This window comes from Streptomyces yaizuensis (genome assembly GCF_034961445.1).
GTDB lineage: Bacteria > Actinomycetota > Actinomycetes > Streptomycetales > Streptomycetaceae > Streptomyces > Streptomyces yaizuensis.
The window spans coordinates 88,784-105,463 of record NZ_BSBI01000016.1; the positions used below are offsets into that span (position 1 = coordinate 88,784).

Consider the following 16,680-nt stretch of genomic DNA (forward strand, 5'->3'; position numbering starts at 1 on the left):
GCCGTGATGCGTCGGTACGCCGCGTTGCCCCACTGTCGGACGCAGGACGGCGCATCGCCCGGACTCGTCGACGCGAGGGACCGGACTGTCCGGCCGTCCGGCGCGCCACCCCCTCCAGCACCCCGCCCGCCCTCACACCCGGGAGCCGCCCCATGGATCACAGCCACGAGAAGTCCGATCCCCGGTCCGTCCCGTACTCCGGTCCCCGGCCCGATCCCTTCCGGGTCGTCGTCGTGCTGTCCGGAGGGATGGACTCCACCACCCTCATGGCGCATTACGCCGCTCTGGGCAGCGATCTGGTCGCCGTCACCGTCGACTACGGCCGGCGCCACCGCCGGGAGATCGAGTCGGCGGCCAGGGTCGCCCGCCACTTCGGGGCCCGCCATCTCGTCGTGGACCTGCACGGTCTGGGGCAGCACTTCAGGGGATCGGCCCTGACGGATCACGGCGTGGAGGTCTTCGACGGCCACGGTGCCGAGGAGTCCATGCGCTCCACCGTCGTGCCCAACCGCAACGCCGTCCTCGCCAACGTCGCCGTGTCGGTCGCGGTCGCCGAGCGGGCCGCGACCGTGGCCCTGGCCATGCACACCGGGGACCGCACCGTCTACCCCGACTGCCGGCCCGCCTTCGTCTCCGCCCTGGCGGACCTGGTCGCCGTGGCCAACGAGGGATTCCCCACCCCGCGTGTCGAAGCACCCTTCCTCACCTGGTCCAAGGCCGACGTCGCCACGCACGGCACCCGCCTGGGCGCACCGCTGGAGATCAGCTGGTCCTGCTACAAGGGGGCCTCCCGCCACTGCGGCACCTGCGGGACCTGCTACGAACGCCGCGAGGCGTTCCGTGACGCCGGCGTCGCCGACCCGACCGACTACGCCGACGCCGTCATCCAGTTCTCCCGGCCCTGAGCGGCCGGGGGACGGCCCCGGCCTGGAGCAGGGGCCAGAGGCCGGGGACACGGAACACGGTGCCGAAATCCGTCCGCCCCTGGATGCCGAGCTTACGGTAGGCGTTCGTCAGATGGATCTCCACCGTGCGCCGGGTGATGTGGAGATCCGTCGCCAGGACCGTGTTGGTCCCGCCCCGCAGCGCGGCCACGAGGACCTGCCGCTCCCGCGTGGTCAGACGGGACGCCGCCCGCAGGGCCACCCGCTCGGGGGACTCACCGTCCAAGGACGCCAGACGGTCGCGTATCCGCAGGGCGAGCGGGGTCGCACCGCACTGTTCCGCGAGCGGGAGCGCCCTGCCGAGGGTGCGGCCCGCCTCCTCCCACCGGGGCCCTCCGGCCGCCAGGGACCCCAGCTCGAACAGGGCCCGGGCCAGCTGAAGACGGGCCCCGCAGCCCTCCAGGAGGGTCACGGCCTCCCGCAGCCGGCCCGCACCCTCCTCGCCGCCCAGCGCCGCGCCGAGTACGTGCAGGGCCTCGCCCCGGTCGCGGTCCGATCCCGCCCGGGCGGTCAGGGCCACCTGCTCCTCGGCCCAGCGACGTGCCAGGGGGAGCCGGCCCAGTTCGCGCATGAGGGCGGACGCCTGGCTCCTCCAGGGCAGGGCACCGGCCGCGATACCGGCCGATTCCACGCGCTTCCCCGCCTCCTCCGCATCGTGCGACGCACCCGCCGGGTCACCGGCCGCGAGGCGCAGCCGGGACCGCGCCAGCAGCACCGGAACGTACTGCGGGCCTGTGGGCAGGGGTCCGGCACCCAGGTGGTCGCGGAGCAGTTCGCGGGCGGCCGGCTCGTCGCCCGTGTCGAGGAGGACATCGGCGAACGCGCCGACCACGCCCAGCCGGACGGGGTTGTGGGGCGCGGTACCGAACCGGGACAGCTCCTCCAGGCACCGGGCGAACCGGTCGGCCGCGTCGGGAAGCTTCCCTTCGGCGAGGGAGATCCTGGCCCGCACGGAGAGCAGCAGGGCCTGCTGGAGGGTGTGGCCCCGGCCGTGTTCGCAGTTCTCGTGCCGCTCCGCGTGATGGGCCGCCAGGTCGTGGCGGCCGTGCCACAGCAGCACGGTGAGCGCGGCCAGCGGGGCGAGGGGGTGGACGCAGACGTCGTCGTCGTGGGTCAGCAGCCGGTCCGCCTCCTCGGCCGGAGCGGCGGGGCCGACACCGACGAGGCACCGGTTGAACAGGGCGAGAGCGGCAGCGGCGGGCCGTAACCGATCCGCCGGGGGGCCCATGGTCAGGAGGCGTTCCGCACGTTCCGCGACGAGGGCCGGGGGCAGGCCCTCCTCGTTCACGAAGGTCCGGTGCAGGGGTGCCCAGGCCGCCGTCCCGCGGGCGGCGTCCACCGGGGCGATCGCCGTCAGAGCCGCCGCCGCCCGGCCCGGGACCGTGGCCGTTCCCCGGCCCCGGTCGTCCGGGGTACGGAGGTAGAGGACGCCGCCGAGCCGGGACAGGAGCCTGGACCGTGCGGAGGTCCCCGCCGCGTCCCGGACCGCCGTGACCGCGCTGTCGACGCCGCCGGACGGGTCGGTCCTCAGCCTCAGCTCGGTCAGCTCGACGAGCACGTGGTCCCGTTCCGCGCCGACGGCTGTCCCCAGCGCCTGTTCCAGGTGCCTGAGGGCATCCTTCTCCCGGTGGTCGGCGACGGCGAGACGCCCCGCCTCCCGGAGGACGGCAGTGGACCAGGGCCGGTCGAACGGGACGGTGGACGCGGCGAGCTGGGCGGCGATGTCCTCCACCGGCGCGTGGGTGCGGTGGAGGTAGGCGGCCGCTTTGAGACGGGTGGCATCGCGCGCCATCCGCGTCATGCCCGCCAGGACGGAGTTCCGCAGGACCGGATGGCGCAGCAGGAGCTTCTCCCCGTCGTCCGCCAGGAAACGCATCCGGAGCAGTTGATCGGCCGCGCGGAGACCGTCGGTCAGACCGAGATCGCACAGATGGGCCAGGAGGTGCGGGCTGGCGGCCCCGCCGGTCACGGCCGCCGCCGTCACCACCTCGGTCGCATGGGGACCGCTGTGGGCGAGTCTCCTCATCAGCCGGCTCATGGTGGCGGGCAGGACGGCGCGGTCGATGGCCTTCGGGTCGAGCGCACCGCGCGAGCGGGTCCCCGGGCCGCGCAGCAGCTCCGTCAGCAGCAGGGGGTTTCCCGCGCAGACCCGGTGGCAGGCGGACGCGACTCCGGGAGCGGGCCCCACCCCGGTCGCCTTCCGCACCAGCAGCGACGTGTCGGAGACGGTGAGGCCCTGAAGGCGGAGGAAGCGGGAATCCATCAACAGCTCGGTGAACGCCGACCCGGCCGCCGCCGGCCGCCAGTCCTGGTAGCACATCACCAGCAGAACGGGCAGGTCGGAGCAGGACCTCAACAGGGCCGTGAGCGCGGAGCACGCTTCGGCGTCCATCAGATCCCCGTCATCGACGGTGATCAGCAGCGGATTCCTCCGGGTGGCCGCCGCCACCGCCTCCCGCATGCCCGGCAGCCCGTCGGCCGGCTGAGCGCCCGGGGAGCATCCGGCCGGGTCGGGGGCTCCCCGGTCCGCCGGGACGGATCCGTCCGCAGCCGACCCCAGCCGGCCGACGCGGGCCGCCAGGGTCTCACCGGCGCACCCCCCGTAGGCGAAGTGCAGGGACGGGCATCCACGTGCCCGGACGCCGGCGGTGAGACGGCGCAGCAGGGAGGTGCGCCCGATCCCCATCTCCCCCGTGACCGCGATCTTCGCGGCGGTGCCGGCCCGGGTCCCTTCGAGGGCCGCCAGCAGCAGCCCCAACTCCGCCTGGCGGCCGACGAACCGCTCCCCGCCGCCGCCGTCAGCGCGGTTCACGGACGGATCCCGTCAGTACCGTCGCCGCGTATCCCCGGGGGACGGGGAGCGGACCACTCCGAACGCGACGGCCGGGCCGTGCCATGCCGCATGCCATGCCGGTTCCTCCTTCATGAGGCGCACTGCGCAACCGGACCTTCCTAGGAGTACGTCGGCCCGGACCACGACGGCATCGCGGCCAGCGGCCGGGCCCCCTTCCCGCCAGCGCGACCCGTGGAGTTCCAGCTAGCTGCAAGGGTCCGGGCAGGCCCTGGGCCGGCACGGTGGGCCTCAACACCGTTGACACGTTGATATGTTGGCGGCGTCCGGGAGGTGCGGAGCCTCATCGGCGGACAGGAGGCCGGCTGCGTGTCGAGCGAGCGGATCGCCCAGGAACGGGCGGCGCTGCGCCGGGTGGCGGCCCTGGTGGCCCGAGCCACCCCGCCGGAACGGGTGTTCGCCACCGTCGCCGCCGAGATCGGGCAGTTGCTCGGCAGCGACCTGGTCGGGGTGAGCCGGTACGACCCGGACGACACCGTGGCCGCCGTCGGCTCCTGGTCCCGGAACGGCGACGGTGTGCCCTTCCCGCTCGGTACCTGGGTACCGCTGGGCGGACGCAACGTGGCGACACTGGTGTACGAGACGGGCCGGCCGGCCCGGATCGACAACGCCGCCGACGCCTCCGGCAGGCCCGCCGACTACGCCAGGAAACGGGGATTCGGCCCGGTGGTCGGCGTACCGATCCATGTCGAGGGCCGGCTGTGGGGCGTGGTGATGGTGATCTCGCTGACCGCGCGGCCGTTCCCGCCGGACACCGAGGACCGGCTCGCCGGGTTCACCGCCCTGGTGGCGACCGCCATCGCGAACACCCAGGCCCGCTGGGAACTGCGGGCCTTCGCCGAGGAACAGGCGGCCCTGCGCCGGGTCGCGACTCTGGTCGCGCGGGCGGCGCCGCCCCAGGAGGTGTTCGCGGCGGTCGCCACCGAGGCCGGACAGCTGCTGGGGGTCGACTTCACCGTCCTCGGCCGGTACGAGCCGACCGGCGCGGCCATCTATGTCGCGGCCTGGACCAGGACCGGCCGCGCCTTCCCGGTCGGCATCCGGGTGGAACCCGGGGGCTTCAATGTGCACACCCTGGTGTTCGAGTCGGGCCGTGCGGCCCGGATCGACGACTACGGAGCCGTGGCGTCGGGCTCGGCCGCCCACATCGGCCGTGACTGGGGGTTCCGCGCCGCGGTGGGGATGCCGATCAGTGTCGAGGGGCGTCTGTGGGGTGCGGTCAGTGTCGCGTCGATGCGTGCGGAGCCGCTGCCGCCGGACACCGAGGAGCGGCTGGCCGCGTTCACCGCGCTGGTCGCGACCGCCATCGCCCAGGCCGAGGCGCAGGCGGCGCTCACCGCGTCGCGGGCCCGGATCGTGGCCGCCGCCGACACCGCCCGGCGGCGCATCGAACGCGACCTCCACGACAGCACCCAGCAACGCCTGGTCTCGCTGGCCCTGCGCCTGCGGACCGCGCAGCTGGCGGTGCCGTCCGACGCCGGTGAACTGAGCCGGCAGCTGGACGAGGTGGTCGGCGGGCTGGCCGACGCCGTCGACGAACTCCGGGAGATCGCCCGGGGCATCCACCCCGCGATGCTCGCCGAAGGGGGACTCCACCCGGCGCTCAAGGCGCTGGCCCGGCGCTCGGCCATCCCGGTCCGCGTCGACATGCCCGTCCGGGAACGCTACCCCGAGCCGGTCGAGATCGCCGCCTACTACTCCGTGTCCGAGGCCCTGACCAATGCCGCCAAGCACGCACACGCCACCGTCGCCGACGTCCACGTGGCCTCCCGGGACGGCCGGCTCCATGTCACCGTCCACGACGACGGCCGGGGTGGTGCCGACCCGCGCCGCGGTTCCGGCCTCATCGGCCTCACCGACCGCGTCGAGGCCCTCGGCGGACAGCTGTCGCTGCGCAGCCCGTCCGGCGCCGGCACCACCGTTCACCTGACACTGCCCCTCACCACCGCGACAGGATCGCCCGCCACCGCCCCCGACGCCCCGTAGCCCACCACGGGCTATCAGCTAGCGGTAATGTGCCAGGAGGTCCGGGCTGCGAGGCTTTCCCCATGGTGCGGTGTCTGATCGTCGACGACAGTCCGGTCTTCCTGGCCGCGGCCGGCGAACTGCTGCGACACCAGGGCATCACCGTCGTCGGTGTCGCCGCCGACAGCCGGGAGGCCCTGCGGCAGGCCGAGCGGGTACGGCCCGACGTGGCGCTGGTCGATCTCGACCTCGGGAGCGAGAGCGGGCTGGAACTGACCGAGCGGCTGCATCTGCGGTCGGTCCCGGCGATCCTGATCTCGACCCACTCCGAGCAGGACTACCGGGAACTGATCACCACCAGCCGGGCCATCGGGTTCCTGTCCAAGGCGTCCCTGTCCGGCCCCGCCGTCGCCCATCTGCTCGCCGCCGCTACTGGGCGTCCAGAAAAGTGATCACCGCGAGCACCCGGCGGTGGTCCTCCACGGCCTCGGGCAGATCCAGCTTGGCCAGCAGACTGCGGACGTGCTTCTCCACGGTGCCCTCGGTGATCCACAGCCGGTGGGCGATCCCCGCGTTGGAACGGCCCTCGGCCATCAGCGCCAGCACCTCCCGCTCCCGGGCGCTCAGCACGTCGAGCGGATCCTGACGGCGCCTGACCGACACCAGCTCCCGCACCAGCGCCGGGTCGACCACCGCGCCGCCCCTGGCGATCCGCTCCACCGTGTCCACGAACTCCGTCACATCGGCCACCCGGCTCTTCAACAGGTATCCGATGCCCTGCCCGCTCGCCAGCAGCTCCATCGCGTGCTCGACCTCGGCATGCGCCGAGAGCACCAGTATCGCGACCCCGGGGAACTCCTGCCGGATCACCCGGGCGGCGGCCAGGCCCTCCGTGGTGTGGTCCGGCGGCATCCGGATGTCCACGATCGCCAGGTCGGGCCGGTGCCGTCGAACCAGGTCGAGCAGGCCCGGGGCGTCTCCGGCCTGCCCCAGGACCAGGTGCCCGGACCGGCCGAGCAGGCTGGCCACCCCCTCGCGCAGCAGGACATCGTCATCGGCCAGCACCACCCTGACTTCTGCCATGGTCGGCATTATCGACCACCCGGGGGACGCGTGGCTGCCCGCGGGGCGATCGGCATCGGTCCGGTGGCGGCCGGCGCCTCATCGCCGCGGGGTGACGAAGGCGCCGTTCACGACGTATCCGTCCAGTCCGTGGAGTTCGCCGTACGCGATCAGGTCGCTGGTGCGGTTGCACGACGGACAGATCGTTCCCTGGCGACCTGACCTGACCTGACCTGACCTGACTCGACCGGCGGGACGACGTCCGTTGCCCAGGGCGGGCCCGGTCACCCCGTACGCCGAAGGGCTCCCGGGCCGGACACGGACCACGGGGGAGTGGCCCTGCGGTCGCCACGGGATCACAGGGCACTCACGGGATGCGCGCGTGCGGTGCGATCGTCGGATGGCGGGGGCGGACCGTGGTGCCGTCGGCGCCTCCCCGGGAGACGCCGACGGCAGGGGAGCGTCAGGCCGGCCGGTGGGCGGGCCGGTAACGCAGCTGGGGCAGTTCGTCCACGGTGACGATTCCCGGCCGCGCCTCGATGACGTCCGGGATGCGGTTGATCAGCGTCGCGCAGGTCGTGTGGGCGGTGTCCAGATCACTGTTCCGCAGATGGAGTGTCGGCTTCCCCGAGGAGTCCGTCAGCTTCCATTCGTTGTAGTCCTTCTGGCCCTCCTCGTAGACCGATCCCTGTGAGCTGACGGAGAGGCTGACGCCCTCCTCCGTGTGCAGGGTGTCGGTGTCGGTGTAGCCCAGCAGCCTTCCCTGCGGCACGGTCGCCGCGAGGGCCGCCGAGTGGGTGTCGTGCCGGGCGACGACCGGTTCGCTGGTGGTCTCCACGGTGCCGCGCGGTGTCAGGCCGATGGCCGCCGCCAGCGCGTGCAGGGAGTAGTGGGTGAAGGTCGGCGGGCGCTCGCCGGCCTCCTGCCAGCGGGCGAACTCCTCGACGGTCGCGTTGACATGCTGATGCTCGGCGACGGCGCGGCCGAAGTCGTCCACGTTCCAGGAGAGCCGGCCGGTCACGCTCCCGAGGTCGTGGGTCGAACCCGCCAGTACGCCGATGAGGTTCACCCAGTAGGCGTCCTGGTGGCCGGTGCCCGTCACCGTCACCCCGTGCTCCTTCGCCAGGGCGTCCAGCTCCCGGGCGCGCGGATTGTCCGTGGCGAACGGGTAGAGCATCTCCTCGGCGAGCGTGATCACGTTGGCCCCGGCCCGGACCGCGGTCGCGAAGATCTCGTACTGGGCGTCGTCCAGATAGGTGCTGACGGTGACGATCACGATGTCCGCACCGGCCTCGCGCAGGGCCTGCTCCGCGTCCCCCCGGGCGGGGAACGCCAGCCCGGTGACACCGGCCAGCCCACCCAGATCCCGGCCGTCCTTGTCGGACCCGGGCCGGACGATTCCCGCGACGATGTCCGCGCCCTGGCCGTGCAGGATTCTGATGAGGTCCAGCCCCATGGCGCCGAGTCCGTGGACGGCGATGCGCGGACTTTCCTTGATCCCGGGCATGGGCTCTCCTCACATTCCAGGCCGCCGCCGGGGCGGCCGCCTCATCCGACGGACCATCATCTCCGGTGGAGCGGGTCCCGCGCGGGCATTCCGGCGGAACGCCCCCGAACGGCGAACCGGCGAACCGGCGGGGCCGTGCTCCGGAGCCGGGTGACCGGTCCGACGCGGCCCGTCAGCCGAGTCCGGCCAGGACCTGTTCCAGGGGCATGGGCAGGTCGCGGACGCGGATGCCGGTCGCGTTGTGGACGGCGTTGGCGACGGCCGCCGCCGTGCCGACGATGCCCAGCTCGCCGATGCCCCGGCTGCCCAGGGGGTTGAACCGGGTGTCGGGGTGGTCGAGGAAGAGCACGTCGACCTCGGGCACGTCGGCGTTGACGGGGATGAGGTAGTTGGCGAGGTCCGCGTTGACGAGATGGCCGGAGGCGTCCAGGTGCAGTCCTTCGTGCAGGGCCGCCGAGACGCCCCAGATCATTCCGCCCATGATCTGGCTGCGCGCGGTCCGGGGATTGACGATGCGGCCCGCGTCCATGACCCCGAGCGCACGGGAGACGCGGATCTCGCCGGTCCAGCGGTTGACCCGCACCTCCACGAACTGCGCGCCGAAGGAGTCGAAGACGTACCGCTCGCTCTCGTCGCCGGGTGCGGCGGTGCCCAGGGCCTCGACGCCCGGGCGCCCCATGGCCTCCAGCAGGTCGCCGAACTCCATCACCCGGCCCGGGCCGCTCACCCTGCCGCTGTCGTACCGCAGCTGTGCCGGGTCGGATCCGTGGAAGGGCGAACCCGGTTCAGTGGCGGCCAGCGACAGCAGCGCCGCCACGGCGTTGTCCGCCGCGGCCATGATCGCGGGCCCGACCGTGACCACGCCGCAGGAGCCCCCGACACTGCCCGACGGGCTGAGCGCGGAGTCGCCGAGACGGGGCTCGATCCGGCGGACGGGCAGTCCCAGCGACTGCGCCGCGACGACGGGAAGGACCGTCCACATCCCGGTGCCCAGGTCGGCGGTGTCGCAGGAGACGAGGGCCGTGCCGTCCGCGCGCAATCCCACCCTGACCGTGGCCGGGTTGCGGAACCCGGGGTACACCGAGGTCGCCATCCCCATTCCCGTGTACCAGTCGCCGTCGAGCCGGGAGCGGGGGCGCGGGTCGCGGCGGCGCCAGCCGAAGCGCTCGGCGCCGACGCGGTAGCACTCGACCAGGTGTTTGCTGGAGAAGGGGAGGCCGGAGTACGGATGCACGGTCGCGTTGTTCCTGATCCGCAGCCGCACCGGATCCATCCGCAGGGCGCTCGCCAGTTCGTCCATCGCCGACTCCAGGGCGAAGGAGCCGCTGGCCTCGCCCGGGGCCCGCATGATGGTGGGATCCGGGGTGTTCAGCGGTACGGCGGACTGACGGACCTCCAGATTGGGGACGGCGTACCAGGCGAGGCCGGTGCGCAGGGCGCTCAGTTCGGCGGGGTCCCGGTCCGCGACCGTGCCCGCCAGCGCCCGGTGCGAGAGCGCGGTGAGGGTGCCGTCGGCAGTGGCGCCGAGGGACACCCGCTGCCGGGTGCCGGGCCGGATCACGGTCCCGGTGAAGGACTGTTCCCTGGTCAGGGCCACTTTCACCGGGCGGCGCAGGGCGCGTGCCGCCGCGGCGGCGAGCTGCACCTCGGCGTTGGGCCGGTACTTGCCGCCGAAGGATCCGCCGACGAACGGGTTGACGGCGTGGATGTCGGCGGCGTCCACACCGAGGGCCTGGGCGAGGGTCTGGACCTGGAGTCCGACCCCCTGGGTCCCGTTGTGCACGGTGAACCGGCCGTCGTCCCAGGTGACCACGGCCGCGTAGGGCTCCATCGCGGTGTGGGCCTGGGGCGCGGTGGTGTAGGTGGCGGAGACCGTGACCCGACTGTCCGCCAGCGCCGCCTCGATGGAGGGGACGCCGTCGGCGAGCCGGGTGACGACCGGGGGGATGCCCATGACGGGCGGGACCGGGCGGGCGTTGCCCTCCTCGTCGGCCAGCGACACGGCGGGCCGCCGTTCCTCGTAGTCGACCTCGACGGTGAACGCGGCGGCCCGCGCCTGCTCGAAGGTCTCGGCGACCACGAGCGCGATGATCTGCCCGTGGTGGGCGACCGCGGTGTCCTGGAGCGGTGCCCGCAGGCCCTCCACCGGATGGATGGCGAAGGCGTTGAACGGGGTGTGGACGGCGAGGACACCGGGCGAGCGCTCGGCGGCGGAGGTGTCCATGGAGCGGATGACGCCGTGGGCGATGGTGCTGGTCACCACGTATCCATGGACCAGGCCCGGGTAGGAGTGGTCCGCGCCGTAGGGGGCGCGTCCGGTCACCTTGAGGGGTCCGTCGACCCGGTTGTGGGGGCGGCCGACGACGGGCTCGGCCATGTCACGGCTCCAGGCTCATCAGGGCCCGGACCAGGGTCCGGCGCAGCAGCGGGATCTTGAAGGCGTTGTGGGTCAGGGGGCGGGCGCCGTCCGTCGCGTCGGCGGCCGCGCGTTCGAAGGTCCGCTGTCCCGGGGGGCGGCCCCGCAGCGCGGCCTCCACGCGGGGCAGCCGCCAGGGCAGGGTGGCGACGCCGCCGACGGCCACCCGGGCGTCCTCGATGCGCCGGCCGCGCACCTGGAGTGCCACGGCGGCGGAGGTCAGCGCGAACTCGTAGGACTGCCGGTCGCGGATCTTCAGATAGGTCGAGTTCCGGGCCCAGGGCAGGGGCGGAACGCTGATCCCGGTGATCAGCTCGCCGGGGCGCAGCGCGTTCTCGATGTGCGGGGTGTCGCCGGGTGGCCGGTAGAAGGAGCCGAGGTCCACCGTCCGGGTTCCGCTCGCGTCCCGCAGCTGCACCGTGGCGCCGAGGGCGACCAGGGCGACGGCCACGTCACTGGCGTGTGTCGCCGCGCAGTGGGCGCTGGTGCCGAGGACGGCGTGGCCGCGGTTGAATCCCCCGACGGCAGCGCATCCGCTGCCGGGGTCCCGCTTGTTGCAGGGTTCGGCGATGTCCCGGAAGTAGGTGCAGCGGGTGCGCTGGAGCAGGTTCCCGCCCATGCTCGCCATGTTCCGCAGCTGCTGGGAGGCGCTCAGCAGCAGTGCCTGGGCGATGACCGGATAGGCGTGCGTGACTTCGGGGTGTTCGGCGACGTCACTCATCCGGGTCAGCGCCCCGATGTGCAGGCCCTCCGCGTCGACGCGGATTCCGCTCAGCGGCAGCCGGTTGATGCCCACGACCCGCGAGGGCCGCATGACCTGGAGTTTCATCAGGTCGACCAGGGTCGTGCCGCCGGCGAGGTAGGCGGACTGCGCACCGGCCGCTTCGAGGGCGCCGGTGACGGTGTCGGGCTCGGTCCAGGCGAAGGCGCGCATCACGGCCTCTTGTCGGTCGCGCCGGCCCGCCGGACGGCTTGCACGATGTGGGGGTAGGCCGCGCAGCGGCAGAGGTTGCCCGACATGAACTCGCGGACGGCGTCGTCGGACCCCACCGGCCCGCGCTCGACGAGGGCCACCGCGGACATGATCTGGCCCGGGGTGCAGAAGCCGCACTGGAAGGCGTCGGTCTCGATGAACGCCCGCTGCACCGGGTGCAGTACCTCGCCGTCCGCGAGCCCTTCCACCGTGGTGATCTCGTGCCCGTCGGCCGCGACGGCGAGCGTCAGGCAGGACAGCGCGGTCCTGCCGTCGATGTGCACCGTGCAGGCCCCGCACTGGCCGCGGTCGCACCCCTTCTTGGTGCCGGTGATCCGCAGCCTCTCGCGCAGGGTGTCCAGGAGCGTGGCCCGGTTGTCGACGTCCACCCGGTGTTCGGCGCCGTTCACCCGCAGGACGACCTCGGTCCCGGGCGGCTCCGGTGGGGGTTTTCCGGGTGCGGGGTCGGCGGCCGCCGGGTCCGGCCGCGACAGCGCTCCGGTGCCGAGGCCCATCGCCGTGGTCCGGCCGAGGAAACCCCGCCTCGACACCCGGGCGGGGCGCGGGGGGCGTTCGGGCTCTGGGGGCATCGTGGATCAGCCTCTCTCCGGGACGGGGGCGACGGACCGCGCCGGCGTCGGCCGGGCGGCGTGCCTGATCACCGACGTACTCAGTGTCACGGTTGTGTCCGTACGGGCTCTCTGTGCGCGGGGCACGCGTTGACGTCCCCGGATGGTGCGGGGGACCAAAAACGTGGCGGCCCCGGCCGTGCCGGCGGGCTCGTCGCCCCTTCCCGGCGATCGGCGGCCTTCGTGCCGGCCGCGGCCCCCGAACGGGTGAACGCGCTCGTACACGACCTTCCCGGGCCGGGAGCGGCGGTGTTCGCCGGGGGCCGCACCGCTTTCTGGAGCGTACGGACGTGGACAGCCGGACCGTGGTGTGCGTACTGACCCACGACGCCAGGTTCGACGTGCCGCTGCCGCGGCTGGCCCTGCGGCTGCCGGTCGCCTACGTGGGCGCGATGGGGTCGCGGCGGACCCACGAGGACAGGAACCGCCGGCTGCGCGAGGCAGGCGTATCGGAGCGGGACCTGGCCCGGCTCCGGCCGGCCGTGCCGCACGGGTGTCAGTCCGCCCGCGGCATGAGCAGGTTCTCCAGGCCGAGGTCGCCGGGGTGCCCGCGGGTGGTGTACCTGAGGGCGCCCCGGCCCCAGTCGTGGTAGCCCCGGATGTACGCGGCCAGTGCCCCGCCGTACCGGGCGAGCACGGCCGGCTCCGCGCCGACGGCCCGGCCGAAGTCCGGCAGACCGGACCGCAGCCGCAGGAAGGACTCGACCGAGTCCCGGACCGTCTCGCGCACCCGCTGGACGGCCTGCGACTCGGCAAGGCCGTCGTGGTGCACGAGAGCGGAGACCAGGTTGGCGTATCCGCCGGCCCGGTCCTTCTCGTACGAGTGGATCTCGTTCATGGCGATGACCGCGTCGCACGCCGCCAGCCGCATCGCCTCCAGGTGGCTGGCGTGCCAGACCGGTGGGGGGACCTCGAAGCGCCCGACGCGTTCGGCCAGCGCGAGGACGGGGCGGCAGCCGATCGTCCTGCGGCGCGCCCGCAGATGCGCGGCCGGGTCCAGGACCACGCCGTGCGCCCTGTCGGCGATCTTGGTGGGCCAGCCCGCCAGGTAGTCCACCCAGTCGTGGACGGTGCGCCTGAGCCACGCCGGCGACATGCCGGTGCCCATCCGTACCCAGCAGCGGGCGAACGCGGTCACGATCGGGGGCGCTCCGGGCGCCGGCGGTCCCCCGCGCAGGACGTCGGTCAGCTGTCCGCAGACCGCGAGCGCGTCGGCCTTGCGTTCGTCGCCGGCGTCGAACTGGTCGTCGAAGAGGAACATCCATCCGAGCAGATCGCAACAGAGGTCCAGGTCTTCGCCGGTGGCGTCCGGGAAGCCGTGGGCCGCGATGTCGGCGACCTGGGAGAACTCGTAGCGTCGCCGTGCCTCTCCGCCGCCGACCAGCCCGGCATCCGTCACCCACCTCAGATGGCGCTCCCTCGCCCGGTCGAGACCGGGGCTGACACGGCTCGGGATGGGCACGGCGAACTCGATCTCCTGCATCACACGACCTCCGGATTCCGCGGTGTACCAGGTGCTGTGGGGGTGTCCCGCGCCGTGGCCGCCTCCGGGCGGCGCCGGGCGCAGCGGCGGATGAGCGGGCGTTCGACGCAGCGATGGACGGGCAGGGAAAGCCCCACCGAGAGCGCGATCACGGCGAGGACGAGCGCGAGGCCCGCCCAGGGTGGAAGCCCGTGGTCCGGGCCCAGGATGTGACGGACGGTCATCAGCAGCGGCCAGTGCAGGAGGTACAGGGCGTAGGACGCCTCGCCCAGGGCGACCGGCCCCGGCCGGCGCAGTCGCACGGAGCGGCCCTCGATGTCGGCCAGGGCCGTCTTCGCGATCACCGCAGCCAGGGCCGGCGCCGCCGCCGAGGCGAGGACGTACTGCGGGGGCAGGAGGGGCAGGGCGGCGAGGAACACACCGAGGCAGGCGAGGACCGGCAGCCGTCCGACCGGGGGCCAGGCGGAGGTCTGGAGCAGACGGGCGGTGACGATGCCGAGGGCGAACTCGGGCAGCCGCACGGGTGGGAAGACGTAGATGAACCACAGGCTGTACTCGTTGATCGGCAGCCAGTCGTACAGGACCGGCCCCGGCACCAGCGTGGCCACCAGGGGAAGCCCCGCGATCACGACGGCGAGCGCCGCCCAGGTGCGCCGCAGCCGGTCGACGGGGATCCTCCGCACGGCGACGACGAGGGCGGGGAAGAGCGCGTAGAAGAACACCTCGCAGGAGACCGACCAGGCCGGGGCGTTGAACGCGGTGTAGACATCGGCGTCCGGCACCCAGCTCTGCACCAGGAACAGGCTCGCCACGGCCGCCCCGGCCCCGTGCGGAGGCGGAACCTCCAGGGGCACGGTCGCCGTCGTGACCGCGAAGAACAGCACGGTCGCGGTCCAGGCGAGCAGATGGCCGGGGACGATGCGCCACCACCGGCGCCGCCAGAACGCGCGCACGCTCCCGCCCGGCGTGTGCGTCCAGGTCAGGACGAAGCCGGAGAGGACGAAGAAGCCGCTCACGGCCCCGGCGGCCAGCGGCTCACCGATGAGGAGCCGTTCCTGGAGAGCGCCGTCGAAGATCCCCGACACATAGCTCACGTGGTACCAGACGACCGCCGAGGCGAAGAGGAAACGCAGGGTGGTCAGGGAGGGCAGACGCCCGGGCGGTGCTGTGCCGGTCATGGCCGCTCTCTCCAGGAGGGGGTGGGGTCGGACGGGCGGTACGGAGCGTTCGACGTGACGGGGGAGGGGCGTACGGCACGGTCCGGGCCGCCGGTGGTGGGCTGCCGCGGCGCCGGTGCGTCCCCGTCAGGGCCCGGGGCCCGTGCCGTGCGTCCGGCGGATCACCGCGTGCGGGGTGCGGACGGTCGGCCCCATGGAGACCGGTTCCGGGGCCGTGGTGTCCGGTGTCCCGATGCGCAGACCGGGAAGCCGGGCGAGGTGGGCGACGGCGATGGCGAGTTCCCGCAGGGCCAGTGACTCCCCCGGGCACCTCCGGGAACCGATGCCGAAGGGCAGATAGGTTCCGGCGGCCGGGGAAGTGCCGATGAAGCGTTCCGGGGCGAAGCGCTGGGGATCGGAGTGGCTGTCACGGGCGTGGTGCGCGTTGTGGATGCAGGGGCATATCTCGACACCGGGGCGGAAGGTGTACCCGGCGGCGCGGAACGGGCTGACGACGAGACGGGTGTTCCCGTTCGGGACGGGGGGCGTGAGCCGGAGCACTTCCAGGCAGTAGGCCCTCAGGTACGGCAGCCCCAGGAGCGCCACGGCGGGTGCCCTCTCGGGCAGGGCCGCGATCTCCGCGCGGATCCCGGCGAAGTGCCACGGCGCGCGTGCGGCCTGGAGCAGTGCCCAGGACAGGGCCGCCGAGGTCGTCTCGTGACCGGACACGAGCAGGGTCACCGCATGGACCCGTACATCGGCGTCGGTCGGTTCACCGCCGTCCGGGTCGTTCAGCAGGCGGGCGAGGACGGACGACGCCGGTGAGCCGCGCCGGGCGGCCGCGATTTCCGCCGCGAGACAGTCGTCCAGATCCCGCCGGGCCCGCGTGAACGCGCGGTCCGCCCGCGCCGCCCGCTCCGCATCCCCCGCGAGCCGGGCCGTGTGCCCGTGGTGCAGGCCCACCATGGCGCGTTCGAGGCTGTCCTCCACCGCTGCGCGGCGGGCTTCCTCGCCTTCGCCGAGGAGCAGCGTGACGATCACCCTGCGGGTGAGGCCGTCGGCGAAGCCGGCCAGGGGCAGCGCCGCTCCGGGGGAGAGCGTCCCCCGGAGGTACCGTTCGACGGCATCCGCCAGGAGCGCGGGGTCCTGGCCGGCCAGCGCCCGGCCGAGCAGCCGGCGGACCCGGCGGTGCGGCCGGCCGTTGAGGAAGGCCACCGACTCCTCGCCGACGAGATGCCGGAAGAGACTCGGCCCCCGCGCCCGCAGATGGCCGCCGTGGGTGACGAAGATGTCCCGCAGCGCCGCCGGGTCCGCCACGTAGACCCGGGGCGGCCGGCCCTCCGTGCGGAGGCAGAAGAGGTCTCCCAGCCGCTCCCTCAGCTCCAGCAGGGAGCCGGGCTGCCGCTGTTCGACATCGCGTCGGCCCTCGGCGTCCAGGAGCAGCCCGGGCGGAAGGCCCCCGTCGGCCGGGTCGCCGCCGGCGCGTGCGCGCGTGTCGTCCATCTCTCACCCCACCCACGGCAGCGGAGTCGAAGGACGGCGCTCCGCCCGCTCCTGGGGCGCCCGCCGGAAGGTGATGAACCACGTTCGGAGAGTCACCGAATTAGTGGAACAGAGTTTCACTAACAATGCAACGGTGTTGTGTTAAGTCGGGCGGCCTGTCGCGTCCCAGTGCCACCCGTCGAGTCGACGT

At 73.5% G+C, this 16,680-nt stretch carries 12 protein-coding genes and 1 pseudogene; 4 read left to right on the forward strand and 9 right to left on the reverse strand.

Annotated features, from left to right (window positions below; translation table 11 throughout):
- Nucleotides 1-152: 152 nt before the first annotated feature.
- Nucleotides 153-905, forward strand: coding sequence for a 7-cyano-7-deazaguanine synthase QueC (queC, locus tag SYYSPA8_RS31280; RefSeq protein ID WP_323450783.1), 753 nt, complete (start codon nucleotides 153-155; stop codon nucleotides 903-905).
- On the opposite strand, the gene SYYSPA8_RS31285 is transcribed toward queC, so the two are convergent.
- Nucleotides 883-3,756, reverse strand: coding sequence for an AAA family ATPase (locus tag SYYSPA8_RS31285; protein WP_323450784.1), 2,874 nt, complete (start codon nucleotides 3,754-3,756; stop codon nucleotides 883-885). The genes queC and SYYSPA8_RS31285 overlap by 23 nt on opposite strands.
- A 348-nt stretch (nucleotides 3,757-4,104) precedes the next feature.
- On the opposite strand from SYYSPA8_RS31285, the gene SYYSPA8_RS31290 reads away from it, so the two are divergent.
- Both SYYSPA8_RS31290 and SYYSPA8_RS31295 read left to right on the forward strand, forming a co-directional pair.
- On the forward strand, nucleotides 4,105-5,781 hold the full coding sequence (locus SYYSPA8_RS31290; protein WP_323450785.1) for a GAF domain-containing sensor histidine kinase: 1,677 nt from the start codon (nucleotides 4,105-4,107) through the stop codon (nucleotides 5,779-5,781).
- Between the two features lie 62 nt (nucleotides 5,782-5,843).
- Nucleotides 5,844-6,212: a response regulator gene (locus tag SYYSPA8_RS31295; protein ID WP_323450786.1), complete on the forward strand. Its 369-nt coding sequence runs from the start codon at nucleotides 5,844-5,846 to the stop codon at nucleotides 6,210-6,212.
- Here SYYSPA8_RS31295 and SYYSPA8_RS31300 read toward each other — a convergent pair.
- The 5 genes from SYYSPA8_RS31300 to SYYSPA8_RS31320 form a co-directional block, all read right to left on the reverse strand.
- Entirely contained in the window at nucleotides 6,190-6,843 is a 654-nt protein-coding gene (locus SYYSPA8_RS31300) for a response regulator transcription factor (RefSeq protein ID WP_323450787.1), read from the reverse strand. The two genes, SYYSPA8_RS31295 and SYYSPA8_RS31300, sit on opposite strands and share 23 nt — an antisense overlap.
- A 442-nt stretch (nucleotides 6,844-7,285) precedes the next feature.
- On the reverse strand, nucleotides 7,286-8,329 hold the full coding sequence (locus SYYSPA8_RS31305) for a dihydrodipicolinate reductase (protein WP_323450788.1): 1,044 nt from the start codon (nucleotides 8,327-8,329) through the stop codon (nucleotides 7,286-7,288).
- Between the two features lie 172 nt (nucleotides 8,330-8,501).
- Entirely contained in the window at nucleotides 8,502-10,706 is a 2,205-nt protein-coding gene (locus tag SYYSPA8_RS31310) for a xanthine dehydrogenase family protein molybdopterin-binding subunit (protein ID WP_323450789.1), read from the reverse strand.
- A gap of 1 nt (nucleotide 10,707) precedes the next feature.
- A complete protein-coding gene (locus SYYSPA8_RS31315) occupies nucleotides 10,708-11,679 on the reverse strand; it encodes an FAD binding domain-containing protein (protein WP_323450790.1) in 972 nt (323 codons plus the stop codon).
- The gene (locus SYYSPA8_RS31320) at nucleotides 11,679-12,308 is read right to left on the reverse strand and encodes a (2Fe-2S)-binding protein (RefSeq protein WP_323450791.1); all 630 of its coding nucleotides are present in this window, start codon (nucleotides 12,306-12,308) and stop codon (nucleotides 11,679-11,681) included. The genes SYYSPA8_RS31315 and SYYSPA8_RS31320 overlap by 1 nt, the downstream gene beginning before the upstream one ends.
- 302 nt (nucleotides 12,309-12,610) lie before the next feature.
- Between SYYSPA8_RS31320 and SYYSPA8_RS31325 the strand changes: the two are divergent.
- A pseudogene (locus SYYSPA8_RS31325) lies at nucleotides 12,611-12,832 on the forward strand (XdhC family protein); the annotation flags it as partial.
- A gap of 11 nt (nucleotides 12,833-12,843) precedes the next feature.
- On the opposite strand, the gene SYYSPA8_RS31330 reads toward SYYSPA8_RS31325, so the two are convergent.
- The 3 genes from SYYSPA8_RS31330 to SYYSPA8_RS31340 all read right to left on the reverse strand — a co-directional run bounded on the left by SYYSPA8_RS31330 (nucleotide 12,844) and on the right by SYYSPA8_RS31340 (nucleotide 16,490).
- Complete coding sequence (locus SYYSPA8_RS31330) at nucleotides 12,844-13,830, reverse strand: terpene synthase family protein (protein ID WP_323450792.1); 987 nt, start codon at nucleotides 13,828-13,830, stop codon at nucleotides 12,844-12,846.
- Entirely contained in the window at nucleotides 13,830-15,008 is a 1,179-nt protein-coding gene (locus SYYSPA8_RS31335) for an acyltransferase family protein (RefSeq protein ID WP_323450793.1), read from the reverse strand. Before SYYSPA8_RS31335 ends, SYYSPA8_RS31330 begins: the two co-directional genes overlap by 1 nt.
- A gap of 126 nt (nucleotides 15,009-15,134) precedes the next feature.
- Nucleotides 15,135-16,490 (reverse strand): cytochrome P450, encoded by a 1,356-nt coding sequence (locus tag SYYSPA8_RS31340; protein ID WP_323450794.1) that lies wholly within the window; start codon nucleotides 16,488-16,490, stop codon nucleotides 15,135-15,137.
- Nucleotides 16,491-16,680: the final 190 nt, after the last annotated feature.